Origin of the sequence: Luteibacter jiangsuensis (assembly GCF_011742555.1) — a bacterium.
Lineage (GTDB): Bacteria > Pseudomonadota > Gammaproteobacteria > Xanthomonadales > Rhodanobacteraceae > Luteibacter > Luteibacter jiangsuensis.
In genome coordinates, this window is record NZ_JAAQQR010000006.1 from 151515 (window position 1) to 172867 (window position 21353).

Here is a 21353-nt window from a genome sequence, read left to right on the forward strand (position 1 = left end):
CTTCGCTTGCGCGCCGCAGCATGACCTGGGGTGCCCGATGGGTCATTCTCGGGAGACGGCTTTCGCGGTGGGGACCGCAGGCCACGACAAAGGGGTCAATGCATGGCGTTGTTGCTCGTCGTTTTCGCTGTCGTCGTACTTTCGATCTTCCTCGGCATCAACATGCTGCCGAAACACCATCCCGCCAACTGGCTGCTCGGCATCGTGGGCGGTGCCTGCCTCGTGCTTGCCTGGTATGCGATCTTCCGTCCCATGCTGATCGCCTCGGGCGGCAACGATCCATCGCTCGTGGCCCTCGGCCTCACCGCTGCCGGCATCGTGTCATGCGTGCTCGGCATCGTGTGCCTGGGCATCTGCGTATGGCGCGACCCGGCCCGCTTCTGGATGCTCTCGATCGTCTTCATCGGCGTGATCGGCGCCACCCAGGTCACCGCCCTCACCTGACGCGATCAGGCTTACGCCCCGGACGCACCGGGGCGATGCAGTTCGCGATCGGCCACGAAATCGGTGGGCACGTGCACGCCGCGGCGGGCGATCTTCTCGGTCATGATCGTGTGCCGCATCATCAGGCCGGACACGATATAGGCCGTGGTGCAGGCTGCCAGCAGGGGCAGCAGCGCATGTGGTTGCATCGTCGTCTCGAACACGAAGACCGCGGACGTCATGAGCGCGCGCGACGCGCCTGCGAATAACGCCGCCATGCCGATCAATGCGGCCATGTGCGGATCGACATGCAGCGGCGGCCACATGGCGAGCACGATGCCGCACGCGCCGCCAAGTGCGCCGCCGACGGTGAACAATGGGGCGAGCGTGCCGCCGGAGGTACCACTGCCCAAGGCCACGGACCACGAAACGAGCTTCGCCAGCGCGAGCAGGACCATCGCGGCCAGCCCCAGCCGCCCGGAAATGACGTTCGTGATGTTGTCGTAGCCTACGCCGAGCGTGGCCGGCATGACGTACCCCACCGCGCCCACCACGAGGCCACCGAGGGCCGGCCACCACATCCAGTGGATCGGCAGCTTTTCGAAAGCGTCTTCGATGCCGTAGGTGAGCCGCGTGATGAACACACCCGCCACGCCCATCAGAAGGCCGAGCACGGCATACGCGACAAGGGCCTGTGGCGCCACTGCGGAGAGCGCGGGCATGGGAAACACCGGTCCGGGGCCTTCGAGGGCGAAACGCACCCCGGTCCCTGTGGCCGCAGCCAGCGCCACGGGGAGGAGCGAGCGGGCACGACGTTCGAAAAGCAGTAGTTCGATGCTGAGCAATACCGCCGATACCGGAGCGCTGAAAATGGCGGCCATGCCCGCCGCGGCCCCCGCGGCCAGCAGCGTCTTGCGCTCATGTTCGCTCACCGGCAGCCGCTGGCCCAGGAACGAACCGAGGGCGCCGCCGGTCGCGATGATCGGCCCTTCGGCACCGAAGGGGCCGCCGGTGCCGATCGCGATCGCCGAAGAGAGCGGCTTCAGCCAGGTCATGCGCGCGGGGATACGGCTTTCGTTGGTGAGCACCTGCTCCATGGCCTCCGGTATGCCGTGGCCGCGTATGGCGCGCGATCCCCAGCGAGCCATCATGCCCACCGCGATGCCGCCGATCGCCGGCACGACGATGACCCAGGCACCAAGCCGATGGCCCGCCGGAGAGGTCAGCGCCGTGCTCCACACCTGGTGGAAGGTCAGGTTGGTCACCAGCCCGATCAGCATCGTGAGCAAGCGCGCCACGCAACCGACGACGAGACCCAGTCCGATGGCCAGCAGTCCGATGCGAAGCACGCGCCTGCTCAGCAGCGGCAAGCGCGGCTCCATATGTGCGTCGGCAAGCGCCTGATCGAGCGATGGCGCAAGCGGAATCGCCGCACGGTCGTGCGGTGCGTGCAGGGGATCGATCATGGAGGGGGCCGCAAAAGAAGAATGCGGCGCAAGGCTACCGGGATCTACGCCCAGTAGCTGGCTGGCAGATGAACAGGCCGTCAGTTGACGGAGGACGCGTCGCCAGCATGCCGGTATCCCGAGGCTGTGAGGTGTGCCGTTCCGTCGAGCACGTCCACGGTCGCCTGAGCGCCGAAAGGCAATGTCCATTTGTCGGGCCCATGCCCGAAGGCCAGACCTCGCAGGATCGGAAGACCGCACGCGTCGCCGAAGCGCTGCAGCGCGTGTTCGGTGTCGTAGCCGTTGTCGTATTCGCTCACGCGCTGGCCCGAGAGCCCGCCGATCAGGATCGCGCGCTGGCGGTCGAGCACGCCGGCGAGCTTCAGCTCGTAGAGCATGCGCTCGACGCGCCACGCCTGCTCGCCGGTTTCCTCCACGTAGAGGATGCCGCCGTCGAACTCAGGCAGATAAGGCGTGCCGATGAGGCTGCATACCGTGGAAAGATTGCCGCCCCAGATCGTGCCCTCGACGCGAAGGTCGGGTTGGTCTTCGGCACACAGCCAGCTCACTTCGGTGCGCGGCGAAGTGGCGGTCTGCCAGAAGTGGCGCCATGTGCTTTCGCGCAGGTAGGTGGCGCCGAAATCCTGCAGGAGCATGGGACCATGCAGCGAACCGATGCCGCTGCGCGCGTACAGTGCGCACTGGATGGCCGTGAAATCGCCGTGCCCCACGAAAACGCAGGCCTGATCGCGGAAACGCGTGGCCAGCCCGCCGTAATCGAGCAGGTCGAGCAAGGCGATGGCGCCATAGCCCCCGCAGGTGGCCATGACCATGTCCGGCAGCGGCGCAGTGGCATCCGCCAGCTGGTTGATGTCGGCCGCTCGCTCGGCGTCGCTGCCCGCGAAACGCAGGAAGGTGCGCTCGACGACGGCCTCACCCTGCACGCGATGACCGGCCGCCTGGAGCCGCTCGATGCCTCGATGGCATGCGGCGCGATCCGCGGCGTAACCGGAAGGTGCGATGAGTCTTATATCAAGTCGTTTCGGCATGTCGGGTAAGGCGTGGCGATCCCTACCAATACCTCTCCCGGCGAGCCAAGGCAACTGTGAATGGGCGCCCTCACCAGTCGTAGTACTCGTCGGCCGGCGTCAGGTCTTCCGACGGTGCATGCCTGGTCAACGTTTCCCGAGGTTGCTCGCCGAATACGCTGCGATATTTCTCGGCGAAACGCGACAGGTCCCACATGCCGCAGCTGAGCGCGACGGATTTGACGGAGCGCCTGCCCGCTTCGGCCGTGACGAGACTGCGATGCGCCGTGCACAGGCGCAGCATGGCGAGGTAGCGATTGGGCGGAATGCCGAGCAGGTCGTCGAACGCATAGCGAAGGCCTCGCTCGCTGGCACCCGCGGCTTGGCACAGTTCCTGCGAGTAGATATCGCGGCGAAGGTTGGCGCGCATGAAGCGCTCGGCTCGTCGCACCACCTGGTAATGGGCGCGCCGGCCGCGCGAAGCTACCGGGCGCTCCTCGGGAGATGACGCAAGCGCAACGCGGATGTGCTCATCCAGCAGGTCCTCGATCGGACCCATGCTGTGATCGTCGGCATCGTGCGTGCTTGCGGCGATCTGCCGATAGGCGCGCTTCAGATGCTCGGAGCGCACGGCAAAAAGGCGAAGCCGCTGCGCGGCCATGTCCACGTCGGCATGGTCGGATGCCAGGAAGCGCGCGCGGAAACGCGCATATGGCGCCATGACGAGGGTAAAACGGGTGCCGCGTTCGAACATGAAGTCGCTTGGCGTGCCGCGCAACAGCGTGACGGCCATGTCGGACTCCACCCCGATGCCCTGGCACCAGCTGCGTTCGCCAGTCTCGTGCAGGTAGACAAGCATGCACGCGTCCTCGGGAACCGTAAGAGCGCCTCGCACATCGAAATCGATGTGCGCGGACAGATACGTTATTCCGTCATGCATCCGGGTGGCGATCGCCGCGCGCGGTCGCGCAGGGCTCAACGTCAGCAGGTCGACCTCGCACACGCCGAGCACGGCGCCCAGTTTCACGAGATCGTAGTCTTCCATTCCCTGTATATCGGCAAGGCGGCTCATGCGATTACCTCCCAGTGCTCACTCCCGCGAACGTCCGCCGCCTTCCGTAGTGGACGGCCCCCGGCATGGCGCTCGATGCCTACCCCCTCGCCGGCCTGTACGCTGACATTCCGGCGACACTTATAACTAACGATGTATGGGATCAAATGCCAGTACTTTGTGAATTTGCCGATTCAGCGCATTTGCAATCGGCGCCCCGCACGAGCATTGGCCGACTTCGTGCTTCAGGTTTCAGCCAAGGCCGGGCAGCTGGCGATACACTCCTCGTGTTACCTGCCGCGAAGGGAAACCCACGCCAATGCGCCACCTCGCTCTCGCCTGCCTGACCGTCCTTACCCTGGCCGCGTGTCAGTCCCACGACGAAGACAAGACCGCGACCGCGCCAGCCCCTGCGCCGGCCCGCCCCTCCACCGCCCCGCCCCCGCCGCTGCCCGCCGTCGCCAACGAGCACCACGAGTTCACCCCCGACATCACGGCCGCGGACTTCGCCGCGCATCTCAGGACCCTCTCGTCGGACGAATACGATGGCCGGAAACCCGGCACCCTCGGCGAGCGGCTGACCACGAATTACATCATCGAGCAGTTCAAGCAGGCCGGGCTGGAGCCTGGCAACAAGGGCGAATGGATCCAGACGGTTCCCGCCGTGTCCACCGCCCTGACCGGCCAGGACTCGCTCACCCTGGACATCGCGGAAGGTGGCGTCACGGAGCGTTTCGCGTTCGGCACCGACATGGTCGCCGGCACGCTCCAGGCCAAGGCGGAGGTGGACCTGCAGGATTCCGACGTGGTGTTCGTGGGCTATGGCGTCGACGCGCCCGAATCCCAGTGGAACGACTTCGACGGCCTCGACGTCAAGGGCAAGACGCTGGTGATGCTGGTCAACGACCCCGGCTGGAACGGCAGCGACGCGAACCTGTTCAAGGGCCGCGAGATGACCTACTACGGCCGCTGGACATACAAATTCGAAGAGGCTGCGCGCAAAGGTGCCGCGGCGGCCTTCATCGTGCACCAGACGGAGCCGGCCGGCTACGCCTGGAATGTGGTTCGCAGCGGCTGGACCACGCCCCGCCTCGACCTGCCGGAAAGCGAAGACCCCGCGCCGCGCCTGCCGGTGGCCGGATGGCTCACCCATGATGCGGCCGTACGCCTGTTCGCCAAGGCCGGGAAGAATTTCGACGAACTGGCAAAGCAGGCCGACATGCGCGGCTTCAAGCCCGTTCCCCTCGATGCCAAGGCAACCCTCCACCTGAAGAGCACGATCACGCACTCGCTGAGCAACAACGTGATCGGCATGGTCAAGGGCAGCGAAAAGCCTGACGAAGCCGTGGTGTACACCGCCCACTGGGACCACCTCGGCCACGACCCGGCGCTCAAGGGGCACCAGATCTACAACGGCGCCATCGACAACGGCACCGGTATCGCGGCCATGCTGGAGATCGCCGCGAAGTTCGCCCAGGAGAAACCGAAGCGTTCCGTGGTGTTCGCTGCCGTGACGATGGAAGAATCGGGACTGCTCGGCTCGAAATATTACGTGGCGCACCCGCCCTTCCCGCTCGCAAAGACCGTCGCCGACATCAATATGGATGCCCTGGCGATCGGCGGCGCAACGCACGACATGACGGTGGAAGGCCACGGGCAAAACGATCTGGAAGACATGCTTGCGGATGTGCTCAAGGCCGATGGCCGTGTGGTCAGCGGCGATTCGGCGCCGGAGAAGGGTTACTACTTCCGGTCCGACCACTTCAACTTCGCCAAGGCGGGCGTGCCCGCCCTTGCCGCCGGTGGCGGCATCGACATGGTCGACGGTGGCAAGGCGGCCGGCATGGCCGCGGAAGAGGACTACGGCAAGAACCGCTACCACCAGCCGACGGACGTCTACGACATGCGCTGGAACTTCGACGGCGTGATGCAGAACGTGAAGGCGTTCTATGGCCTGGGTGAGAAGCTCGCCGACAGCGACGTGTGGCCGGTATGGAAGGACGGCAGCGAGTTCAAGGCGGTGCGCGAGAAGTCGCTGGCCGAAGGCTCGAAGAAAAAGAAATAACGACTGCTTTGTGTGGGAGCCGGCTTTGCCGGCGATCCCGCGGCAGCGGGCAACCTTGCCGCGAGCACCCATCGCCGCTGAAGCGGCTCCCACACAAAGCCTGCATTGCTTGTGAAGAAGCGCCCGCTAGTAGTTCACCTGCAACTGCATCCGCAGCAACTGCCCGTTGACACGGCGGTACGGCCATGCGCTCACGTCCGTTCGGCGCATGTTCGCCCACGCCACGGCAAGCTCCACGGCGTTGGACGGCTGCCATTCCACGCCGGCTTCCACCTCGTCGACGTTCATGCGCGGAGCATTGGTGTCGAACTTGGCCGCGCCGCGGTAGGTCTGCCATTTCGCGTAGGGCATGAGCGAGCCGTACCCGCCGTCGAACTTGTACATCACCTGCGCATAGCCACCGCGCAGCGACTTCGTGCGTATCGTGCGGCGCGCGATATCGAGTTCCGGGCCCTTGCCCACGGTCCACTCCGCCTGGAATCCGAAGGGCTGCGGATAGTAGACGACGTGCGCCGCGACGCGGCGGTCGGTGGAACCTGCCTCCGGCGCATCGACCCGCGGCGTGAAGGTGGCGCCGTCGATCGTTGCGGCGGCGGTGGACACCTTGTAGCGGCCGGCGTAGGCGTCGGCACCCACTTCCAGGAACTGGCCGTTCGCGAACTTGAACGGATACGAGAAGTGTATGACCGAGTGCAGTTGATCGTTACGATCGGGCCGGTTCGCGCCCTGTCCGTTGTAGACGCCGAAACCCACCACGCCATAGTCGCCCGACCCCTTGAGGCCCGACTTCTGCAGATAGGCGAAGCGCTCCTTGGCCACCGCGGGCGACCAGTAGGCGATGACGCCAAGATCGCGTTCGTCGCGAACACCCGAATTGAGCGCATCGGCGCGATCGGGGGCAAGACGATTCTGGCTCGACTGCAGATCCTCCCAACCGTAAGGAATCTTCGACTGCCCCGCGCGGATGCGCCACGTCTTCTCCTTGTCGAGCCACAGGTCGGCGTAGGCGTCGCGTAGCTGCGCGAAATGGGTGGTGCTCGAACCGGAGGGCGTGCTGGCAAGGTCCGGCTGAATGTAGATCGACATCCTGTCGCTCACGTCGCCGCTGATGACCACGCGCGCACGACGGATACCGAAGCCCTGGTCGCGGCCGATGAAGCGGTCGCCAGGTGACTTCAGGCTTTTCGCATCGCCACTCAGCTCCTGGTTGTAGCGCATCTGCACATAACCACGGATGCCGATCTTCTCGTACCAGGCCTTGGTGGACGACGAGCGCACCGGCGCCGAGGGAACTGCAGCCACAGTGGCCGGCGCGGCCACCGTGGCATCGCGCGCACTGGCGACCGGGGCGGACGCCGCCGCGCCCTCGACCACGGGCACGAACTTGCCGAGCCGCTGCCGGCCGGGTCCAGGCTCGGCGAAGATCTGCCGTGTCGCCGTGTCGACAAACAGTTCCACGGCCGCCTGCGGGGCGCCTTCGGCAGCCGCGGTGCCGCACATGGTCCAGAAGGCTGCGGCCAGCGGGATTTTCTTCATGGGTGATTCCCTGAATATCTTTGAGAAAATACTCAAACGTCGGCGATCAAGATGCCATCTGTCGTCAAGTTGTCGCTTCATACTGAGCGAGGAGAAAGTAGCCCGACCGCGTTGCACTTCCGTGACAGGCGCCTGCGGCTTCCACGCGGAGCGAGGTTCCGCGCCGCAACCCTTTCGTCATCAAGGCGTCACAGTGGATAATTGCCGGCAGACGCGCCTCGCCCGGGGACCGGCTCCACCGCATTGGGCGAGACGCTTCTCCTACCCACGCATCCCAGGCGGAAACAACCCATGTCCTTCGCAAGCCCGCGCCGCACGCCGCGACGTCTCGTCATTGCCTTGTCCATCGCCTCCGCGCTCGCCGCGGGTACGGCTGTCGCCCAGGACGCCTCCCAGCAGGAAACGCAGCCTTCCGATGCGCCTGCCCGCACCGCCACGCTGCAGACCATCAACGTGACCGCCGAAAAGCGCACGGAAGACCTGCAGAAGGTGCCCATCTCGATGACCGTGGTGACGGCCGAGAAGCTCGAGGCCTTCGGCCAGGCCGGCGACGGCGTGCTGCAGCTTGCGTCGCGCGCCCCCAGCGTCTATGCCGAGACGTCGTACGGCCGCGAATTTCCGCGCTTCTACATCCGTGGCCTCGGCAACAGCGACTTCGACCTCAACGCGTCGCAGCCGGTGTCGATGGTTTACGACGACATCGTCCAGGAGAACCCGATCCTCAAGGGCTTCCCGCTCTTCGACCTGGAACAGGTTGAAGTACTGCGCGGCCCGCAGGGCACCTTGTTCGGCCGCAATTCCCCGGCCGGCGTGATCAAGTTCGAATCGCGCAAGCCCACGCAGGAAACCGAGGGTTATGCCCGCGTGTCCTACGGTTCGTACGGCACCGCCAACGCCGAGGCCGCCATCGGCGGCAAGCTCAGCTCGAGCTGGTCGGGTCGCGTCTCCGCCCTCGCCCAGCACCGCGACGGCTGGATCGACAACGACTACACCGGCAAGAAGGACGATCTGGGCGGCTACAACGACCGCGCCGTGCGCCTTCAGGCGCTGTACAAGGCGTCGGACGACTTCGATGCCCTGATCAACGTGCACGGCCGCTGGCTCGACGGCAGCGCCATGGTGAACCGCGCGAATGCCATCACCCTCGGCGGCGACCAGTTCGTGCCGGGCTTCGATCGCGACTCGGTGTCACAGGACGGCCGCAACAAGCAGCACCTGTTCACCTGGGGCAGCAACCTGCACCTGAACTGGCACTTCGGCGACCTCAACTTCGCCTCCATCACGGGTCTCGAGCGCGCCACTACGTACAGCCTCGGCGACGTCGACGGCGGCTACGACGCCTCCGGCACGCCGGCGAAGCCGAGCTCCACCAATCGCATCACCCCGTTCTACTCCGAGACCGCGGATGCACTGCCGAAGGATCGTCAGATCACCCAGGAATTCCGCCTGTCGAACGACAGCGCCGAACGCCTGAAGTGGCAGGTCGGCACGTACTACTTCGACGAAGACATCGCGATCACGAACTTCTCGTACGACACGCTCAACAACCACGCCCTCAACGGCTGGGTGGATCAGAGCCAGCGCACGAAGGCCTGGGCGGTGTTCGGTTCGGCCGACTACAACTTCACCGACGACTTCGACGTGCGCGCCGGCGCGCGCTGGTCGCACGACAAGCGCGACTTCAAGGCCGAGCGCTTCCTCGGTTTCACCGGCCCCGTCGGCCCGCTCACCTCGCAGCCCACCGACGCACGCTGGAGCGGCGACCTGACCGGCACGTGGCAGCTGTCGAAGAACTCGAACGTGTATGCGCGCATCGCCAACGGCTTCCGCGCGCCCAGCGTGCAGGGCCGCATCAACTTCGCGAACAGCATCTCCACGGCGAAGCCGGAAACGATCACGTCCTACGAGATCGGCTACAAGTCCACGTCGGACGACAACAAGCTCCGCTTCAACGCCGACGTGTACAAGTACAACATGCACAACCAGCAGCTCACGGCCGTGGGCGGTGCGACCAACGTCACCCAGCTGATCAACGCGAAGAAGACAGAAGGCTACGGCGCCGAGTTCGATCTCGAAGCCTATCTCACGCCGAACTTCTACATGACCGCCGGCGGCAGCTACAACCACACCGAGCTGAAGGACCGCAACCTGGCCGTCGCACCCTGCGGCGGCGGCTGCACGGTGATCGATCCGCTGAATGCGAGCGGCAACGCCCTCATCGACGGCAACGTGCTGCCGAACGCACCGAAGTGGATCGGTACCTGGACGGCCCGCTACGGCATCCCGTATGGCGAAAGCGGCGAGTTCTTCGTGTACACCGACTGGAACTACCGCAGCGAGGTCAACTTCTTCCTGTACGACTCGGAAGAGTTCCGCAGCAAGCCGTTCCTCGAAGGCGGCATTCGCATCGGTTACAACTGGGACTTCGGCAAGCGCGAAGTGGCCCTGTACGGCCGGAACATCACGAACAAGAAGGTCATCACGGGCGGCATCGACTTCAACAACCGCACCGCGTTCGTGAACGATCCGCGGATCATCGGCGTGGAGTTCCGCGCGGAACTGTAAGCGTAACGACTATCGCGATCGACGAAAGGCCGGCCCCGAGGGGCCGGCCTTTTTTGTTCTCGGCGGAGGCTGGGAAAGTGCCGTGGCGTTTCGGTTTCTTTACTTGGGATTTGGCGGGTTCGCTTCGCAGGGTGGGCTCGCCCACCTAAACCTTTACGGGCAATCCCGCATCAGAACGGGTGCCCCGCCGGCTCACAGCACCAGCACACCCCGGCGCGGCATAGGCCATAAGTCATATGGAATTTCACGAAATTCCGGTTGACGGCTAAAAATCTGGTGTTATAGTTCACTACAACACCGGTCACCCACAGCACCACAGGAGCAGACACCATGAAAAGCCCGAACTACATCGCCCTGGCCGCCTCCGTCGCCATCGCCGCCTTCACGCTCGGCGTCTTCAGCAGCACGTCCACCACCGCTGCCCCGCTCACCGAGATCAACGGCACGAAGGTCACCGACCTGGCCCCCATCGTCGTCTACGCCGACACCGGCGCGAACGTCGCCTCCCTCTAACCCGGCACCACGCAGCACGTCATCGGAGTCGTCCCATGAAAGCGCCGAATCTGATCGCCCTGACCGCATCCGTCCTGATCGCCGGCACCGCCGTGTTCGCCCTGCGCTCCTTCGATGACCGCGCGGCGGCGATGCTCGCCGCTCCCCACTTCGTCAACGGCACTGCCGTCGTCGACCTGCCCTCGCTCGAAGTCCGACCCACCGCCGCCGACGTGCGCGAGGCGGCACTGCTGAGCGAGGCCACTTTCGATTCCGCCGCGGATGCGCTGAAGCGCAACGCGGAAGAACGGGCCGCCGCGCTGATCCGTGCGCAGCTGGCCATGCCCTACTATTCGTTCGGTAACGCACTGCGCCAGACGGCGAAGGAATGACATACATGTCCATCACCTGGAACGACAGCGTCCCGATTTATCGCCAGCTCCGCGAACGCGTGGTGGCCATGATCCTGGACGGCGCCTTGAACGAAGGCGACCCGCTGCCGTCGGTACGCCAGGTCGCGGGGGATTTCCAGATCAACCCGCTGACCGTCTCGAAGGCGTACCAGGAGCTGGTCGACGAACAACTGGTTGAGAAACGGAGGGGTCTTGGCATGTTCGTAATCGATGGGGCGCGCGAAGCGCTGCTGAAGAGTGAAAGGGAGCGCTTCCTGCGCGAGGAATGGCCGGCCCTGTATGCCCGCCTGCAGCGCATGGGCCTCGATCTCAAAACCCTGATGCGTGAAGCCAGCGGCTCCACGGAGGACCCGTCATGACAGCGGTCGTCACCGCCACCGGCCTGACCAAGCGCTACAAGACGTCGCTTGCGCTCGATTCGGCTTCGTTCCAGATCGAATCCGGCCGCATCGTCGGCCTCATCGGCCCCAACGGCGCCGGCAAGACCACGGCACTGAAGGCCATCCTGGGCCTCACGACGTTCGACGGCCAGCTCAGCGTCCTCGGACTGGACCCGCGCAAGGAACGCGACAAGCTGATGGAACAGGTGTGCTTCATCGCCGACGTGGCCGTGCTGCCCCGCTGGCTGAAGGTGGGCGACGCCGTCGATTTCGTGGCCAATACACACCCCCGCTTCGACCGCGCCAAGTGCGACGCCTTCCTGGCACGCACCAAGCTGCAACGGGGCCAGAAGGTGAAGCAGCTCTCCAAGGGCATGATCGTGCAGCTGCACCTGGCGCTGGTGATGTCCATCGACGCGAAACTGCTGATCCTGGACGAACCCACCCTGGGCCTGGACATCCTCTATCGCAAGCAGTTCTACCAGAGCCTGCTCGAGGACTACTTCGACGAGGAGAAGACGATCCTGGTCACCACCCACCAGGTCGAGGAGATCGAACACATCCTCACCGACCTGATGTTCATCCGCGACGGGAAGATCGTGCTCGACACGGATATGGACAGCCTGGGCGAGCGCTTCGCCGAAGTCCTGGTCGGTTCCGACATGGCGGCCGCGGCGCGCGAACTGAAACCACTCGACGAGCGCCAGGTGTTCGGCAAGAGCATCTTCCTTTTCGACAACGTGAGCCGGCCGCAGCTGGAACGCCTCGGCGAAGTCAGGCGGCCGTCGATCAGCGACCTTTTCGTCGCCACCATGAAGGGTACCTACGCATGAAAACCTTCTACTGGCTGGTCAAGCGCGAATTCTGGGAACACAAGGGCGGCTTCTTCTGGGCACCCGTGGTCACCGGCATCGTTTTCCTCGCGCTGAACTTCATGGGCATCGTCCTCGGCGAGGTCTTCGGGCGACGCAACAACTGGGGCGTCTTCAAGTATGGGGAAATGAGTTTCCGCCCCGAGGATATGAACAACGTCGGCGCGATGGTGGACATCTCGCTCTACGCCATCGCCGGCGTCGTGTTGTGCGTCACGGCCATCGTGGTGTTTTTCTACTGCCTCGGTGCGCTCTACGACGATCGCCGCGACCGCAGCGTGCTCTTCTGGAAATCGCTGCCGCTGTCGGATACCTCGACGGTGCTCTCGAAGGTTGCCAGCGCCGCCTTGCTTGCTCCGGCGATCGCGGTGGTCATCGGTGTGATCGTGGGACTGGCAATGAGCTTCCTGTTCACCGTGGTCGCCTCCATGCACGGTGTCGGCTTGTGGAGCCTGCTGATCGCTGCCCACCCGATCCGCGTCGTGCTGACCATGATCCTGCTGATCCCGCTGTATGCGATCTGGGCACTGCCGACCATCGGCTGGCTGCTGCTCTGCTCGTCCTGGGCCCGCAGCAAGCCGTTCCTCTGGGCCATCGCCCTACCCGTCGGCGCCGGCGTGATCGTGTCCTGGTTCGGCCTGATGGGCTTCGCCGGTCTGTCGAGCGAGTGGTTCTGGAAGAACGTGGTGGGTCGCCTGCTGGGCAGCCTGGCGCCGGGCGGTTGGGTTGGCAACGCCTCCCCGCTGAGCGGCGTGGGTCATGACGACCCTGCCTCGCTGATGAACAGCATGGACCTGGCCTACCACTACAGCGCCCTGGCCAGCCCCTCGCTCTGGATTGGCGCGGCAGCCGGTGCCGCCATGATCGCCGGCGCCATCTGGTTCCGCCGCTGGCGCGACGACAGCTGACCTTCGACGACAACGGACGGCTCCTTCGGGAGCCGTCCTCTTTTGGGAGGACGCACGATGCTACGTTCCCTGCTGTTCGGTTCGCTCCTGGCTATTTCCGCTCCCGCCGTACCTGCACTGGCTGCTGAATCGGCCCCGCTCCGTGGCGAAGCATTGGACGCACGCATCGCCTTCCTCATGAAGGAAGCGAAGGTGCCGGGATTCGCGGTCGCCATCGTCGAGAACGGCAAGGTCGTGTCCGTGAAGGCCTACGGACAGCGCGACGTGGAAAAAGGCTTGCCGCTCACCACCGATACGGTGATGTATGCGGCGTCGCTCACCAAGGCCGCGTTCGCCTACGCCACGATGTCGCTGGTCGAGGAGGGGAAGCTGGATCTGGACGCGAGCATCGCGAAGGATCTGCCGAAGCCGCTTCCCGACTATCCGAAGTACGCCGATCTCGCGGGCGACGAACGATGGCGGAAGCTCACGCCATCAATCCTGCTCAGCCATCGCACCGGGTTTCCGAACTTCCGCTTCTGGCACCCTGGGAAGGACTTCGATCCGAACGGCAAGCTCATGTTCTACTTCGATCCCGGCACGCGCTACGGCTACTCCGGCGAAGGTATCAACCTGCTGCAGTTCGTGCTCGAGAACGGCAAAGGCATCGATGTGGGCCGGCTGATGCAGGCACGCCTGTTCGAGCGCTACGGCATGAAGCGCAGCGGCATGGTCTGGCGCGACGACTTCGCGGACAACGTGGCCATCGGCTATGACGAGGCAGGCAAGCCGCTGGGCCACAAGCGGCGCGAATCGGTGCGTGCGGCCGGCTCGATGGATACCACCATCGCCGACTACGCCAACCTGCTCGCTGCGATGTCGCGCGGTGACGGATTGAAGCCTGCCACGTATCGCACCTGGCTTAAGCCGGTGGTGAAGATCCATTCGGTACGTCAGTTCCCTACCATCGGGCTCGCCGACTCCAGGGACAACGACGCGATTTCGCTCGGTTACGCCATGGGCGTGGGAACGTTCGAATCGCCGCACGGCCCGGCGTTCTTCAAGGAAGGACACGACGACGGCACCAATAATCTCTTCGTATGCCTGGAACGCTCGAAGACCTGCGTGCTGATGATGAGCAACAGCTCGAACGGGGAGTCGATCTTCGCGTACCTGCTCGACGATGTGCTGGGGAAAACCTGCTTCCCCTGGTACTGGAGCAGCTACGTTCCTTACGACCGGCCGGCTGTGCGGTCGGCGCCGGTGCTGCCGGATCGACATCCGGCCTGCGTGTTGTGATGGGAGGAGTCACTGGTTTCCCCGCTTTCGCGGGAACGACGAGATTGAAGGCTGACGACGATCCGACCTACCCGTCACTCCTGCGAACGCAGGAATCCAGAGCCTTACCGCCCGAATGCGCGCCAAGCCCTGGATCCCTGCTTGCGCAGGGATGACGATCAGCCACCGCCACCGCCACCGCCATGGATGCCGCCCTTGGTGAGCGCGGCGGGATCGAGCAGTTTCGCCAGTTCGGCTTTGGAAAGCCCCGTGGTTTCCAGCGCCACGTCCATGATCGGACGCTTTTCCTTGTAGGCCTGTTTCGCCGTCGCCGCGCCCTTCTCGTAGCCGATGACGGGATTGAGCGCGGTGACCAGGATCGGATTCTTGTCCAGCGCCTCGCGGATGTGTTCCTCGTTCACCTTGAACCCTGCGATCGCCTTGTCGGCGAGCAGCGTGACGACGTTGGCGAGTATCTCGATGGACTGAAGCAGGTTGTATCCGATCACCGGCAGCATGACATTGAGCTGGAAGTTGCCAGACTGGCCTGCGATGGCGATCGTGGCGTCGTTGCCGATGACCTGCGCAGCCACCATCGCCGCCGCTTCCGGAATCACCGGGTTGACCTTCCCCGGCATGATCGACGAACCCGGTTGCAGGGCGGGCAGTTCGATCTCGCCCAGGCCCGCCAGCGGCCCGGAGTTCATCCAGCGAAGGTCGTTCGCGATCTTCATGACCGCCACGGCCAGCGTGCGAAGCTGGCCCGAAAGCTCCACCGGAGCATCCTGCGCGGCCATCCCGGCGAAGTAGTTCTCCGCCGATTCGAATTTCACGCCCGTCAGCTTCGTCAGTTCGGCGGCCACGGCCGGCCCGAAGTTCGGGTCGGCGTTGATCCCGGTGCCCACGGCGCTGCCGCCCTGGGGCAGACGACGGGTGCGCTTCAGGGTGTCGCCGATGCGCTCGGCGGCATCGGCGATCTGCGCCGACCAGCCCGACAACTCCTGGCCGAACGTGATCGGCATCGCGTCCATCAGGTGCGTGCGCCCCGTCTTCACCACCTTTTTCAGTTCCTTCCCGCGCCCGTCTATCGTCTTGCGCAGGTGCTTCAACGCCGGGAGCAGCTTCTCGCTCGTCGCCAGCGTGGCGCTCACGAGGATCGCGGTCGGGATCACGTCATTGGAGCTCTGGCCCGCGTTCACGTGATCGTTGGGATGCACCTGGCGGCCGCTTGCCGCAGCGAGGTGAGCGATCACCTCGTTCGCATTCATGTTGGAACTGGTGCCCGACCCAGTCTGGAAGACGTCGATGGGAAAGTGCTCGTCGACCTCGCCGGCCGCGACCCGGCCGGCGGCATCGCGGATCGCCTTGGCGGAGGCCTTGTCGAGGTGCCCCAGCGTCACGTTGGCCTGCGCCGCGGCCGACTTGATCAGACCCAGTGCCCGGATGAATTCCCGCGGCATCGTGAGTCCCGACACGGGGAAGTTCTCCACGGCACGCTGCGTCTGGGCTCCGTAGAGTGCTTTGGCAGGCACTTTCAACTCGCCCATGCTGTCGCGTTCGGTACGGAACTTGCTCATGTGCGGACTCCGGATAAAGGCTGGTTGGTTGGCTTCCTAAGGTAAGGCCATGGCGCGCGCATTTACAGGTGCACGCATCACCGGGCGGCCGATGGGAGCGTCGCGGCCGTAGCCGTACCGTCGTCCGATGCCGCGCCGGGCACCCGTCCAGGCACGGAAACCAGGTCGGCGTCGAGATGATGCTCCGAGAACCGGTTCGGCGCGTGGATGTCGAGATGGCCGGCCATGTATTCCGCCAGCGCCTCCAGCGGAACGCCGTACGGCGTCGATACATGCTCCGACTCGATGATCTCGCTGATCGCCTTCGCATAATTCGCGTCGGTGGAGTCCACGACATAAATGTCATCAGGGCCGATGTCCGAAGGAAAGTGGACCTCGCTCATGGCCGGATCCGCCCCGGGTATCGCATTGTCCGATACCGATGCGACCTCTCGTCCCGCGGTACGTACCACGTATTGGAAGAACGCGCCGAGGTGGCTGTTTGCGGGATCGCTCGCCCACCAGTGCAGGATGTCCGTGCTTGCACTCATGGAATCGCTGGCGATCGTCGTCTGGCCCGGCAATAGCGGTTCCACGTCGATGAAATCCCTGGACGGGCCGAACCCTCCTCGCGCCAGAAGCTGCTGCGGCGTTCGGGAATCCACCCGGTAGAGGAAGGGACGATCCGTGGAGGTGAGGTAGCCGAGCGCGTTCCGCTTCGACTCGCTGTCGCCCACCTCGGCCAGTTCGGCCTGCCGCGCGGCGATCTCCTCCTTCTTCAGTTCGATGACGGCCTGCACCCTGCTCGCGTGGTTTTCCGGCACCGCGAGCACGATGTAACCGGCGTCGGTCAGCGCCTTTTCCTTGGCCCGCGCCGTGGTGGGCGGGCCCGATTCAGCCACCGGGTCGAGGCGAGGATAGGTGGCGTCCTCGTGCAACGTCGGCAAGATGCGAAGCGGCCTTGTCTGCCCCATCAGGTAGCCGATCCGGCCGTTCACCCTGCGCGGCGGCACGAACGAAGACACCGTGCCCGCCCCGGTGGCCTTGAGCTTGCGCAGTCCGCCAAGGCCGATGCCAAGAGGCACGTTGCCGACCACGGTCATCACGGTCTGCTCCACGCCACTGCGCCTCGCTTGCTCCGTTCGCCCACGCACGCCCTGATCGATGCCGGTGCCCAGACTGACGAGGCCTGTGCCGATCTGCATGGGAATGGCCAGCGGCGGTGCATAGCCCAGCGGGCCCAGCAACACCACGCTGCGATTGATCGCGGTGCGCCAGGCTTCCCACGCGGTACCGGCTTTCATCCTGGCGTCGTCGCGCCACCGCCTTTCCGTCTGCACTAGCATGTCTGCGAACACGTCGCCGGCAATGATGGCGCCCGCGTGATCGATCGCGCCGGCGTCCGCTTCCCATTTGCCCGAGGCGAGGTTGTCCAGGGCGCGCTTCACCCCGGTCCAGAACGTGCCATCCTGGCCGTCGTAGATCGAGAAGCGCGCAAGCAGCGCCTCGAGCTTGCCCGGGTCTTTCGCTTGCGCCAGCGCCCAGCGGCGAAGATCGCCCTCGGAGGCAAAGGCCACGAACGGCGAGTCGGCGCCCGGGAGGTACAGCACCTCACCGCCATCCCTGTCGAGGAAGCGAACGAGATTGCTGGCGAAGTATCCATTGATGTCGAAGCGCCGCATGACCACTGGCGCTGCCGACGGGCGCGCGTCGCGGAGTTGCGCAAGAGTGATGGGGCCGTCCAGGGGAACGTGCGGGGCGCCGCCACGCATGACCAGTTCATAGGCATCCTGCGTCAACGCTCCGGTTATGCGCGCGCGGCGGGCCTGCTGCACGAACCGGTAACGGGCGAGGACGGGCCAGTCGGTGCGTACGGTATCCCAGTACGTGTCGAGCTCTCGGTTGAGCCGCTTGACATAGGGAAGCTCGGAGAAGGCGCCCTCTTCCTTGAACGCGTCGACGATGTGCGAAAGCAGCAGTCCCGTGCTTCCCTTGAAGTTCGCTCCGGCGGCGAATACGCCGAAGGCCTCGTCCAGCGTTCGCGCATCCTCGCTCACTGTGTCGACGACGTTTCCGTCGGCGAAGAACGTGTTGTAGACGTAACCGGGCCCCGTCCGGCTCCACAGGAACCGGCCGATGTTCCTGAAGCACTGCCGTACATCCTTGCCGTGGATCAGGTTGCCTGCGAGCGAGATCACGCCCGGGCTTGCCCTGCCCCCCGATGTCACGCCACCGACGGCGTCGGATGCCCCCGCAAAGAACGTGTGCCGGGAATGTTCGGGGAAGGCCTCCATCAAAGCGTCGGTAAGCAGCATCCAATGATCGGGCTGGCCCAGCACACGAGTTCGCGGCGAAGCGAAGTGCGCGACGACGTAGGCATCGCCATCCACGCCCAGCCGCTCGCGCAGGAAGGTCTTCGCCACCGAGTGGGCATCGGGGGCCGGCAGAGCGTATGCGCGGTTTGCCATATCCCCATAGGCACGCGCGTCGTCCGGCGTGGTGAAAGTCAGTGTGAACGGCGACACCGCCAGCGCGGTGCCCGGCTGCCAAGGGTGTCGCTCCGCTGCCTTCTCGCCGGATGGAGCCGCGGGGGCGTCCTTCTTCTTAAGGTCGGGAACGGCAACCTGCGCGGACGCGGAAAGTGCCGGCCATGCCGTGGTTGCGATCAGTGCGCCCAGAAGTGCCAAGCGGGCGGTGTAGGACGGGTCCATGTCTTCGATGCTCCTTTCCCTGGTGTAATTCGGCCGTGCGTCTGCTTCCGGCCTCGAAGGGATATCGCGGTCGGGGACGCAAGGCCGGGCCCGCGGCACTTTATAGGGCCTGAGTCGGGCCGGGCTGCCGGCCCACTGCTCAATGCCATGCCAGTTTTCGCCGACTCGAGGGCTGCGGCCGGGCGCTGCCCTATAATGGGTGGCTGCACCCGCCCCATCTCCAGGAACGCCCTCATGTCCCACGCCTCGCTGACCGCCCTCTCGCCGCTGGACGGCCGCTATGCCTCCAAGGCCGAGCCGCTGCGCCCCATTTTCAGCGAGTTCGGCCTCATGCACCGGCGCGTGCACGTGGAGATCCACTGGCTGCTGGCGTTGGGCGCCCAGCCGGGCATCGTGGAACTGCCCGCCTTCTCCGCTGAGGCGGTAACGCGCCTGCTGGCCATCGCGAACGACTTCTCGGTGGACGACGGCGAACGCATCAAGGCCATCGAGGCCACCACCAACCACGACGTCAAGGCGGTGGAATACTTCATCAAGGAGAAGATCGGCAGCGATCCCTCCCTGGCCCAGGCCAAGGAATTCGTGCACTTCGCCTGCACCAGCGAGGACATCAACAACCTCGCCTATTCGTTGATGCTGCGCGACGCCCGCCAGGACGTGCTGCTGCCGGCACTTGACCAGGTGATCGCAAAGCTGCGCGGCCTCGCCCATGAGCACGCCGGCCTCTCGCTGCTTTCGCGCACGCACGGGCAAACCGCTTCGCCGAGCACGATGGGCAAGGAAATCGCCAACGTGGTCGCGCGCCTGGAGCGCCAGCGCCGCCAGCTCGTCGCCATCGAGATTCCCGGCAAGATCAACGGCGCCGTGGGCAACTACAACGCGCACGTCGTTTCCTATCCGGGTGTGGACTGGCCGGCGCTCGCCGCCGGTTTCGTCGACGGCCTGGGGCTCACCTTCAATCCGTACACCACGCAGATCGAGCCGCACGACGGCATCGCCGAGTTCGCCGACGTGCTCCGCCGCATCAACGTCATCCTGATCGACCTCGCCCGCGATGTCTGGGGTTACATCTCGCTGGGCTATTTCCGCCAGGCGTTGAAGGCCGGCGAAGTCGGCTCTTCCACGATGCCGCACAAGGTCAATCCCATCGACTTCGAGAATGCCGAGGGCAACTTCGGTCTGGCCAACGCCCTGCTCGGCCACTTCGCCGAGAAGCTCCCGATCAGCCGCTGGCAGCGCGACCTCACCGACTCCACCGTCCTGCGCGCCCTGGGCACGGCCTTCGGTCATTCGCTGGTGGCGCTGGAGTCCCTGATGAAGGGGCTGGGCAAGCTCAACGTCAACGCCGAGCGCATCGCCGCCGACCTCGACGCCAGCTGGGAAGTGCTCGCCGAAGCCGTGCAGACGGTGATGCGCCGCTATGGGCTGCCGGAGCCGTACGAACAGCTGAAGGCCCTGACCCGTGGCCAGGGCATTACGAAAGACTCCATGCGTGCCTTCATCGCCGGCCTCGACCTGCCGGCCGAGGCGAAGCAGGCGCTCGCCGAACTGACGCCTGCTACCTATATCGGCCTCGCGGAAAAGCTCGCGAAGTCGGTCTGACGTCATGGCGCGCCGTCATCGGCGCGCAACCATTACAGGGGATGGTTCATGTTCGTTCGCTCGTGCGTATTCGGTTTGCTGCTTGTCCCGGCGCTGGCACAGGCCACCGCCATCCAGGATCTCGCCGGAAGGCAGATCGATCGGCTGAAGGCGGTGTGTACACGCGCCGACAACGTCCTCGACCCACTCGCAGAGCTGAAAGCGCGGGAGAAGCCGGAAGACTGGCGTGCCTACCTGGCATTCGACCAACTCTCCTGGGCGGACCTCGCGCATGAGCCCGCATGCAAGGCGGCCATGGTGGAGAACACCAGGGAAGGCATGGCCTTCGTGATTGCAAACGAAGATCCTTCGTCGAACTGGATAAATATGGCCCGGGGGCAGGAATCCCGCGCGCTGCTGCGCCAGGCGGTGTCGGGCCCCGCAGGCGAGCGGGACGCACGACTGGCCCAGGCCGAAGCCTTGATTGCCACCTACATCGCCGGCGAAGCGCACGCGAAGGACCCGAAGGATGTGGCCCGCGGCATGGCCTACTACTTCGTGGCGCATGGCTACCTCGACGCCGCCAAGGTGGCCGAGCGGCCAGAGGACGTCGACGCCATGCTCGCAAAGGCGCTCCAGACGGCCAGGGACGGCATGGCCCATGCCACCGATAAGTCCGAGCTGGTGGAGCCTTACGGCATCGCGCTCGGGGAAATGGCGAAACGAGCTACCAAGGGCAGCCCGGAGTGGCGCAAGGCTATCGAGGAAAGCATCGCGGCGTTCTCCACGGTCAGCGCCACCGACCCGCTCGCCGCGTACAACATCGCCGTCGATCATGTCCTGCTCGACGACATGCCCGCCGCGAAGAACGATCTGCAGGCGCTGGCCGATGCACACCGCATTGACGACCAGATCTGCGTCGGGTTCCTGAGCGACAAGGATCTCGAGCCGCTGCGTACCTCGGACACACCCTGGTTCGTCGGCTTCGTGAAAGCTCAATGCCAGCCCACGCTCGAGCGTGTCCGGCGTCAGCTCGCCACCATGCGGCCCCAGCGCGATTAGAATTCAGG

17 protein-coding genes are annotated in these 21353 nt (G+C 65.1%); 11 read left to right on the forward strand and 6 right to left on the reverse strand.

The genetic code is table 11. The features are described 5' to 3' along the window. Positions 1–102 precede the first annotated feature (102 nt). On the forward strand, positions 103–444 hold the full coding sequence (locus tag HBF26_RS14110) for a hypothetical protein (RefSeq protein WP_167023750.1): 342 nt from the start codon (positions 103–105) through the stop codon (positions 442–444). Positions 445–455: 11 nt separating this feature from the next. On the opposite strand, the gene HBF26_RS14115 is transcribed toward HBF26_RS14110, so the two are convergent. The 3 genes from HBF26_RS14115 to HBF26_RS14125 all read right to left on the reverse strand — a co-directional run bounded on the left by HBF26_RS14115 (position 456) and on the right by HBF26_RS14125 (position 3968). Further along, on the reverse strand, positions 456–1889 hold the full coding sequence (locus HBF26_RS14115) for a chloride channel protein (protein WP_167127738.1): 1434 nt from the start codon (positions 1887–1889) through the stop codon (positions 456–458). 80 nt (positions 1890–1969) lie between these two features. Beyond that, on the reverse strand, positions 1970–2917 hold the full coding sequence (locus HBF26_RS14120; RefSeq protein ID WP_167127741.1) for an LD-carboxypeptidase: 948 nt from the start codon (positions 2915–2917) through the stop codon (positions 1970–1972). Positions 2918–2987: 70 nt separating this feature from the next. Continuing rightward, positions 2988–3968 carry a helix-turn-helix domain-containing protein gene (locus HBF26_RS14125; RefSeq protein WP_167127744.1) on the reverse strand — a complete coding sequence of 327 codons (981 nt, stop codon included), beginning with the start codon at positions 3966–3968 and terminating at the stop codon, positions 2988–2990. Positions 3969–4266: 298 nt separating this feature from the next. Between HBF26_RS14125 and HBF26_RS14130 the strand changes: the two genes are divergently transcribed. Beyond that, complete coding sequence (locus tag HBF26_RS14130) at positions 4267–6012, forward strand: M28 family metallopeptidase (RefSeq protein ID WP_167127747.1); 1746 nt, start codon at positions 4267–4269, stop codon at positions 6010–6012. Between the two features lie 126 nt (positions 6013–6138). Here the strand turns inward: HBF26_RS14130 and HBF26_RS14135 are convergent, their stop codons facing one another. Continuing rightward, on the reverse strand, positions 6139–7548 hold the full coding sequence (locus HBF26_RS14135) for a porin (RefSeq protein ID WP_167127750.1): 1410 nt from the start codon (positions 7546–7548) through the stop codon (positions 6139–6141). A 291-nt stretch (positions 7549–7839) separates the two neighbouring features. Here HBF26_RS14135 and HBF26_RS14140 point away from each other — a divergent pair, with 291 nt between their 5' ends. The 7 genes from HBF26_RS14140 (at position 7840) to HBF26_RS14170 (ending at position 14456) form a co-directional block, all read left to right on the forward strand. Next, entirely contained in the window at positions 7840–10113 is a 2274-nt protein-coding gene (locus HBF26_RS14140) for a TonB-dependent receptor (RefSeq protein WP_167127753.1), read from the forward strand. Between the two features lie 330 nt (positions 10114–10443). Beyond that, positions 10444–10626, forward strand: coding sequence for a hypothetical protein (locus tag HBF26_RS14145; protein ID WP_167023729.1), 183 nt, complete (start codon positions 10444–10446; stop codon positions 10624–10626). Between the two features lie 35 nt (positions 10627–10661). Continuing rightward, on the forward strand, positions 10662–10997 hold the full coding sequence (locus tag HBF26_RS14150; protein ID WP_167023726.1) for a hypothetical protein: 336 nt from the start codon (positions 10662–10664) through the stop codon (positions 10995–10997). A 5-nt stretch (positions 10998–11002) separates the two neighbouring features. After that, the gene (locus HBF26_RS14155; protein WP_167023723.1) at positions 11003–11377 is read left to right on the forward strand and encodes a GntR family transcriptional regulator; all 375 of its coding nucleotides are present in this window, start codon (positions 11003–11005) and stop codon (positions 11375–11377) included. Beyond that, on the forward strand, positions 11374–12231 hold the full coding sequence (locus HBF26_RS14160; protein ID WP_167127756.1) for an ABC transporter ATP-binding protein: 858 nt from the start codon (positions 11374–11376) through the stop codon (positions 12229–12231). The genes HBF26_RS14155 and HBF26_RS14160 overlap by 4 nt, the downstream gene beginning before the upstream one ends. Next, positions 12228–13178, forward strand: coding sequence for an ABC transporter permease family protein (locus HBF26_RS14165; protein ID WP_167127759.1), 951 nt, complete (start codon positions 12228–12230; stop codon positions 13176–13178). Before HBF26_RS14160 ends, HBF26_RS14165 begins: the two co-directional genes overlap by 4 nt. 57 nt (positions 13179–13235) lie before the next feature. Next, entirely contained in the window at positions 13236–14456 is a 1221-nt protein-coding gene (locus HBF26_RS14170; RefSeq protein ID WP_167127762.1) for a serine hydrolase domain-containing protein, read from the forward strand. 158 nt (positions 14457–14614) lie between these two features. Here HBF26_RS14170 and HBF26_RS14175 read toward each other — a convergent pair whose 3' ends face one another. Both HBF26_RS14175 and HBF26_RS14180 read right to left on the reverse strand, forming a co-directional pair. Beyond that, positions 14615–16012 (reverse strand): class II fumarate hydratase, encoded by a 1398-nt coding sequence (locus HBF26_RS14175; RefSeq protein ID WP_167127765.1) that lies wholly within the window; start codon positions 16010–16012, stop codon positions 14615–14617. 77 nt (positions 16013–16089) lie between these two features. Further along, entirely contained in the window at positions 16090–18702 is a 2613-nt protein-coding gene (locus HBF26_RS14180; protein ID WP_167127768.1) for a dermonecrotic toxin domain-containing protein, read from the reverse strand. Between the two features lie 234 nt (positions 18703–18936). On the opposite strand from HBF26_RS14180, the gene purB reads away from it, so the two are divergent. Further along, complete coding sequence (gene purB, locus HBF26_RS14185; RefSeq protein WP_167127771.1) at positions 18937–20304, forward strand: adenylosuccinate lyase; 1368 nt, start codon at positions 18937–18939, stop codon at positions 20302–20304. Positions 20305–20352: 48 nt separating this feature from the next. After that, positions 20353–21345, forward strand: coding sequence for a hypothetical protein (locus HBF26_RS14190; RefSeq protein WP_167127774.1), 993 nt, complete (start codon positions 20353–20355; stop codon positions 21343–21345). Positions 21346–21353 lie beyond the last annotated feature (8 nt).

Bases quoted from the DNA above. Each gene is read 5' to 3' on its own strand.
- HBF26_RS14120 (WP_167127741.1), bottom strand. From the start codon at position 2,917: ATGCCGAAACGACTTGATATAAGACTCATCGCACCTTCCGGTTACGCC.
- HBF26_RS14155 (WP_167023723.1), top strand. From the start codon at position 11,003: ATGTCCATCACCTGGAACGACAGCGTCCCGATTTATCGCCAGCTCCGC.
- HBF26_RS14110 (WP_167023750.1), top strand. From the start codon at position 103: ATGGCGTTGTTGCTCGTCGTTTTCGCTGTCGTCGTACTTTCGATCTTC.
- HBF26_RS14160 (WP_167127756.1), top strand. From the start codon at position 11,374: ATGACAGCGGTCGTCACCGCCACCGGCCTGACCAAGCGCTACAAGACG.
- HBF26_RS14175 (WP_167127765.1), bottom strand. From the start codon at position 16,012: ATGAGCAAGTTCCGTACCGAACGCGACAGCATGGGCGAGTTGAAAGTG.
- HBF26_RS14150 (WP_167023726.1), top strand. From the start codon at position 10,662: ATGAAAGCGCCGAATCTGATCGCCCTGACCGCATCCGTCCTGATCGCC.
- HBF26_RS14130 (WP_167127747.1), top strand. From the start codon at position 4,267: ATGCGCCACCTCGCTCTCGCCTGCCTGACCGTCCTTACCCTGGCCGCG.
- HBF26_RS14165 (WP_167127759.1), top strand. From the start codon at position 12,228: ATGAAAACCTTCTACTGGCTGGTCAAGCGCGAATTCTGGGAACACAAG.
- HBF26_RS14115 (WP_167127738.1), bottom strand. From the start codon at position 1,889: ATGATCGATCCCCTGCACGCACCGCACGACCGTGCGGCGATTCCGCTT.
- HBF26_RS14140 (WP_167127753.1), top strand. From the start codon at position 7,840: ATGTCCTTCGCAAGCCCGCGCCGCACGCCGCGACGTCTCGTCATTGCC.
- purB (WP_167127771.1), top strand. From the start codon at position 18,937: ATGTCCCACGCCTCGCTGACCGCCCTCTCGCCGCTGGACGGCCGCTAT.
- HBF26_RS14180 (WP_167127768.1), bottom strand. From the start codon at position 18,702: ATGGACCCGTCCTACACCGCCCGCTTGGCACTTCTGGGCGCACTGATC.
- HBF26_RS14190 (WP_167127774.1), top strand. From the start codon at position 20,353: ATGTTCGTTCGCTCGTGCGTATTCGGTTTGCTGCTTGTCCCGGCGCTG.
- HBF26_RS14170 (WP_167127762.1), top strand. From the start codon at position 13,236: ATGCTACGTTCCCTGCTGTTCGGTTCGCTCCTGGCTATTTCCGCTCCC.
- HBF26_RS14135 (WP_167127750.1), bottom strand. From the start codon at position 7,548: ATGAAGAAAATCCCGCTGGCCGCAGCCTTCTGGACCATGTGCGGCACC.
- HBF26_RS14145 (WP_167023729.1), top strand. From the start codon at position 10,444: ATGAAAAGCCCGAACTACATCGCCCTGGCCGCCTCCGTCGCCATCGCC.
- HBF26_RS14125 (WP_167127744.1), bottom strand. From the start codon at position 3,968: ATGAGCCGCCTTGCCGATATACAGGGAATGGAAGACTACGATCTCGTG.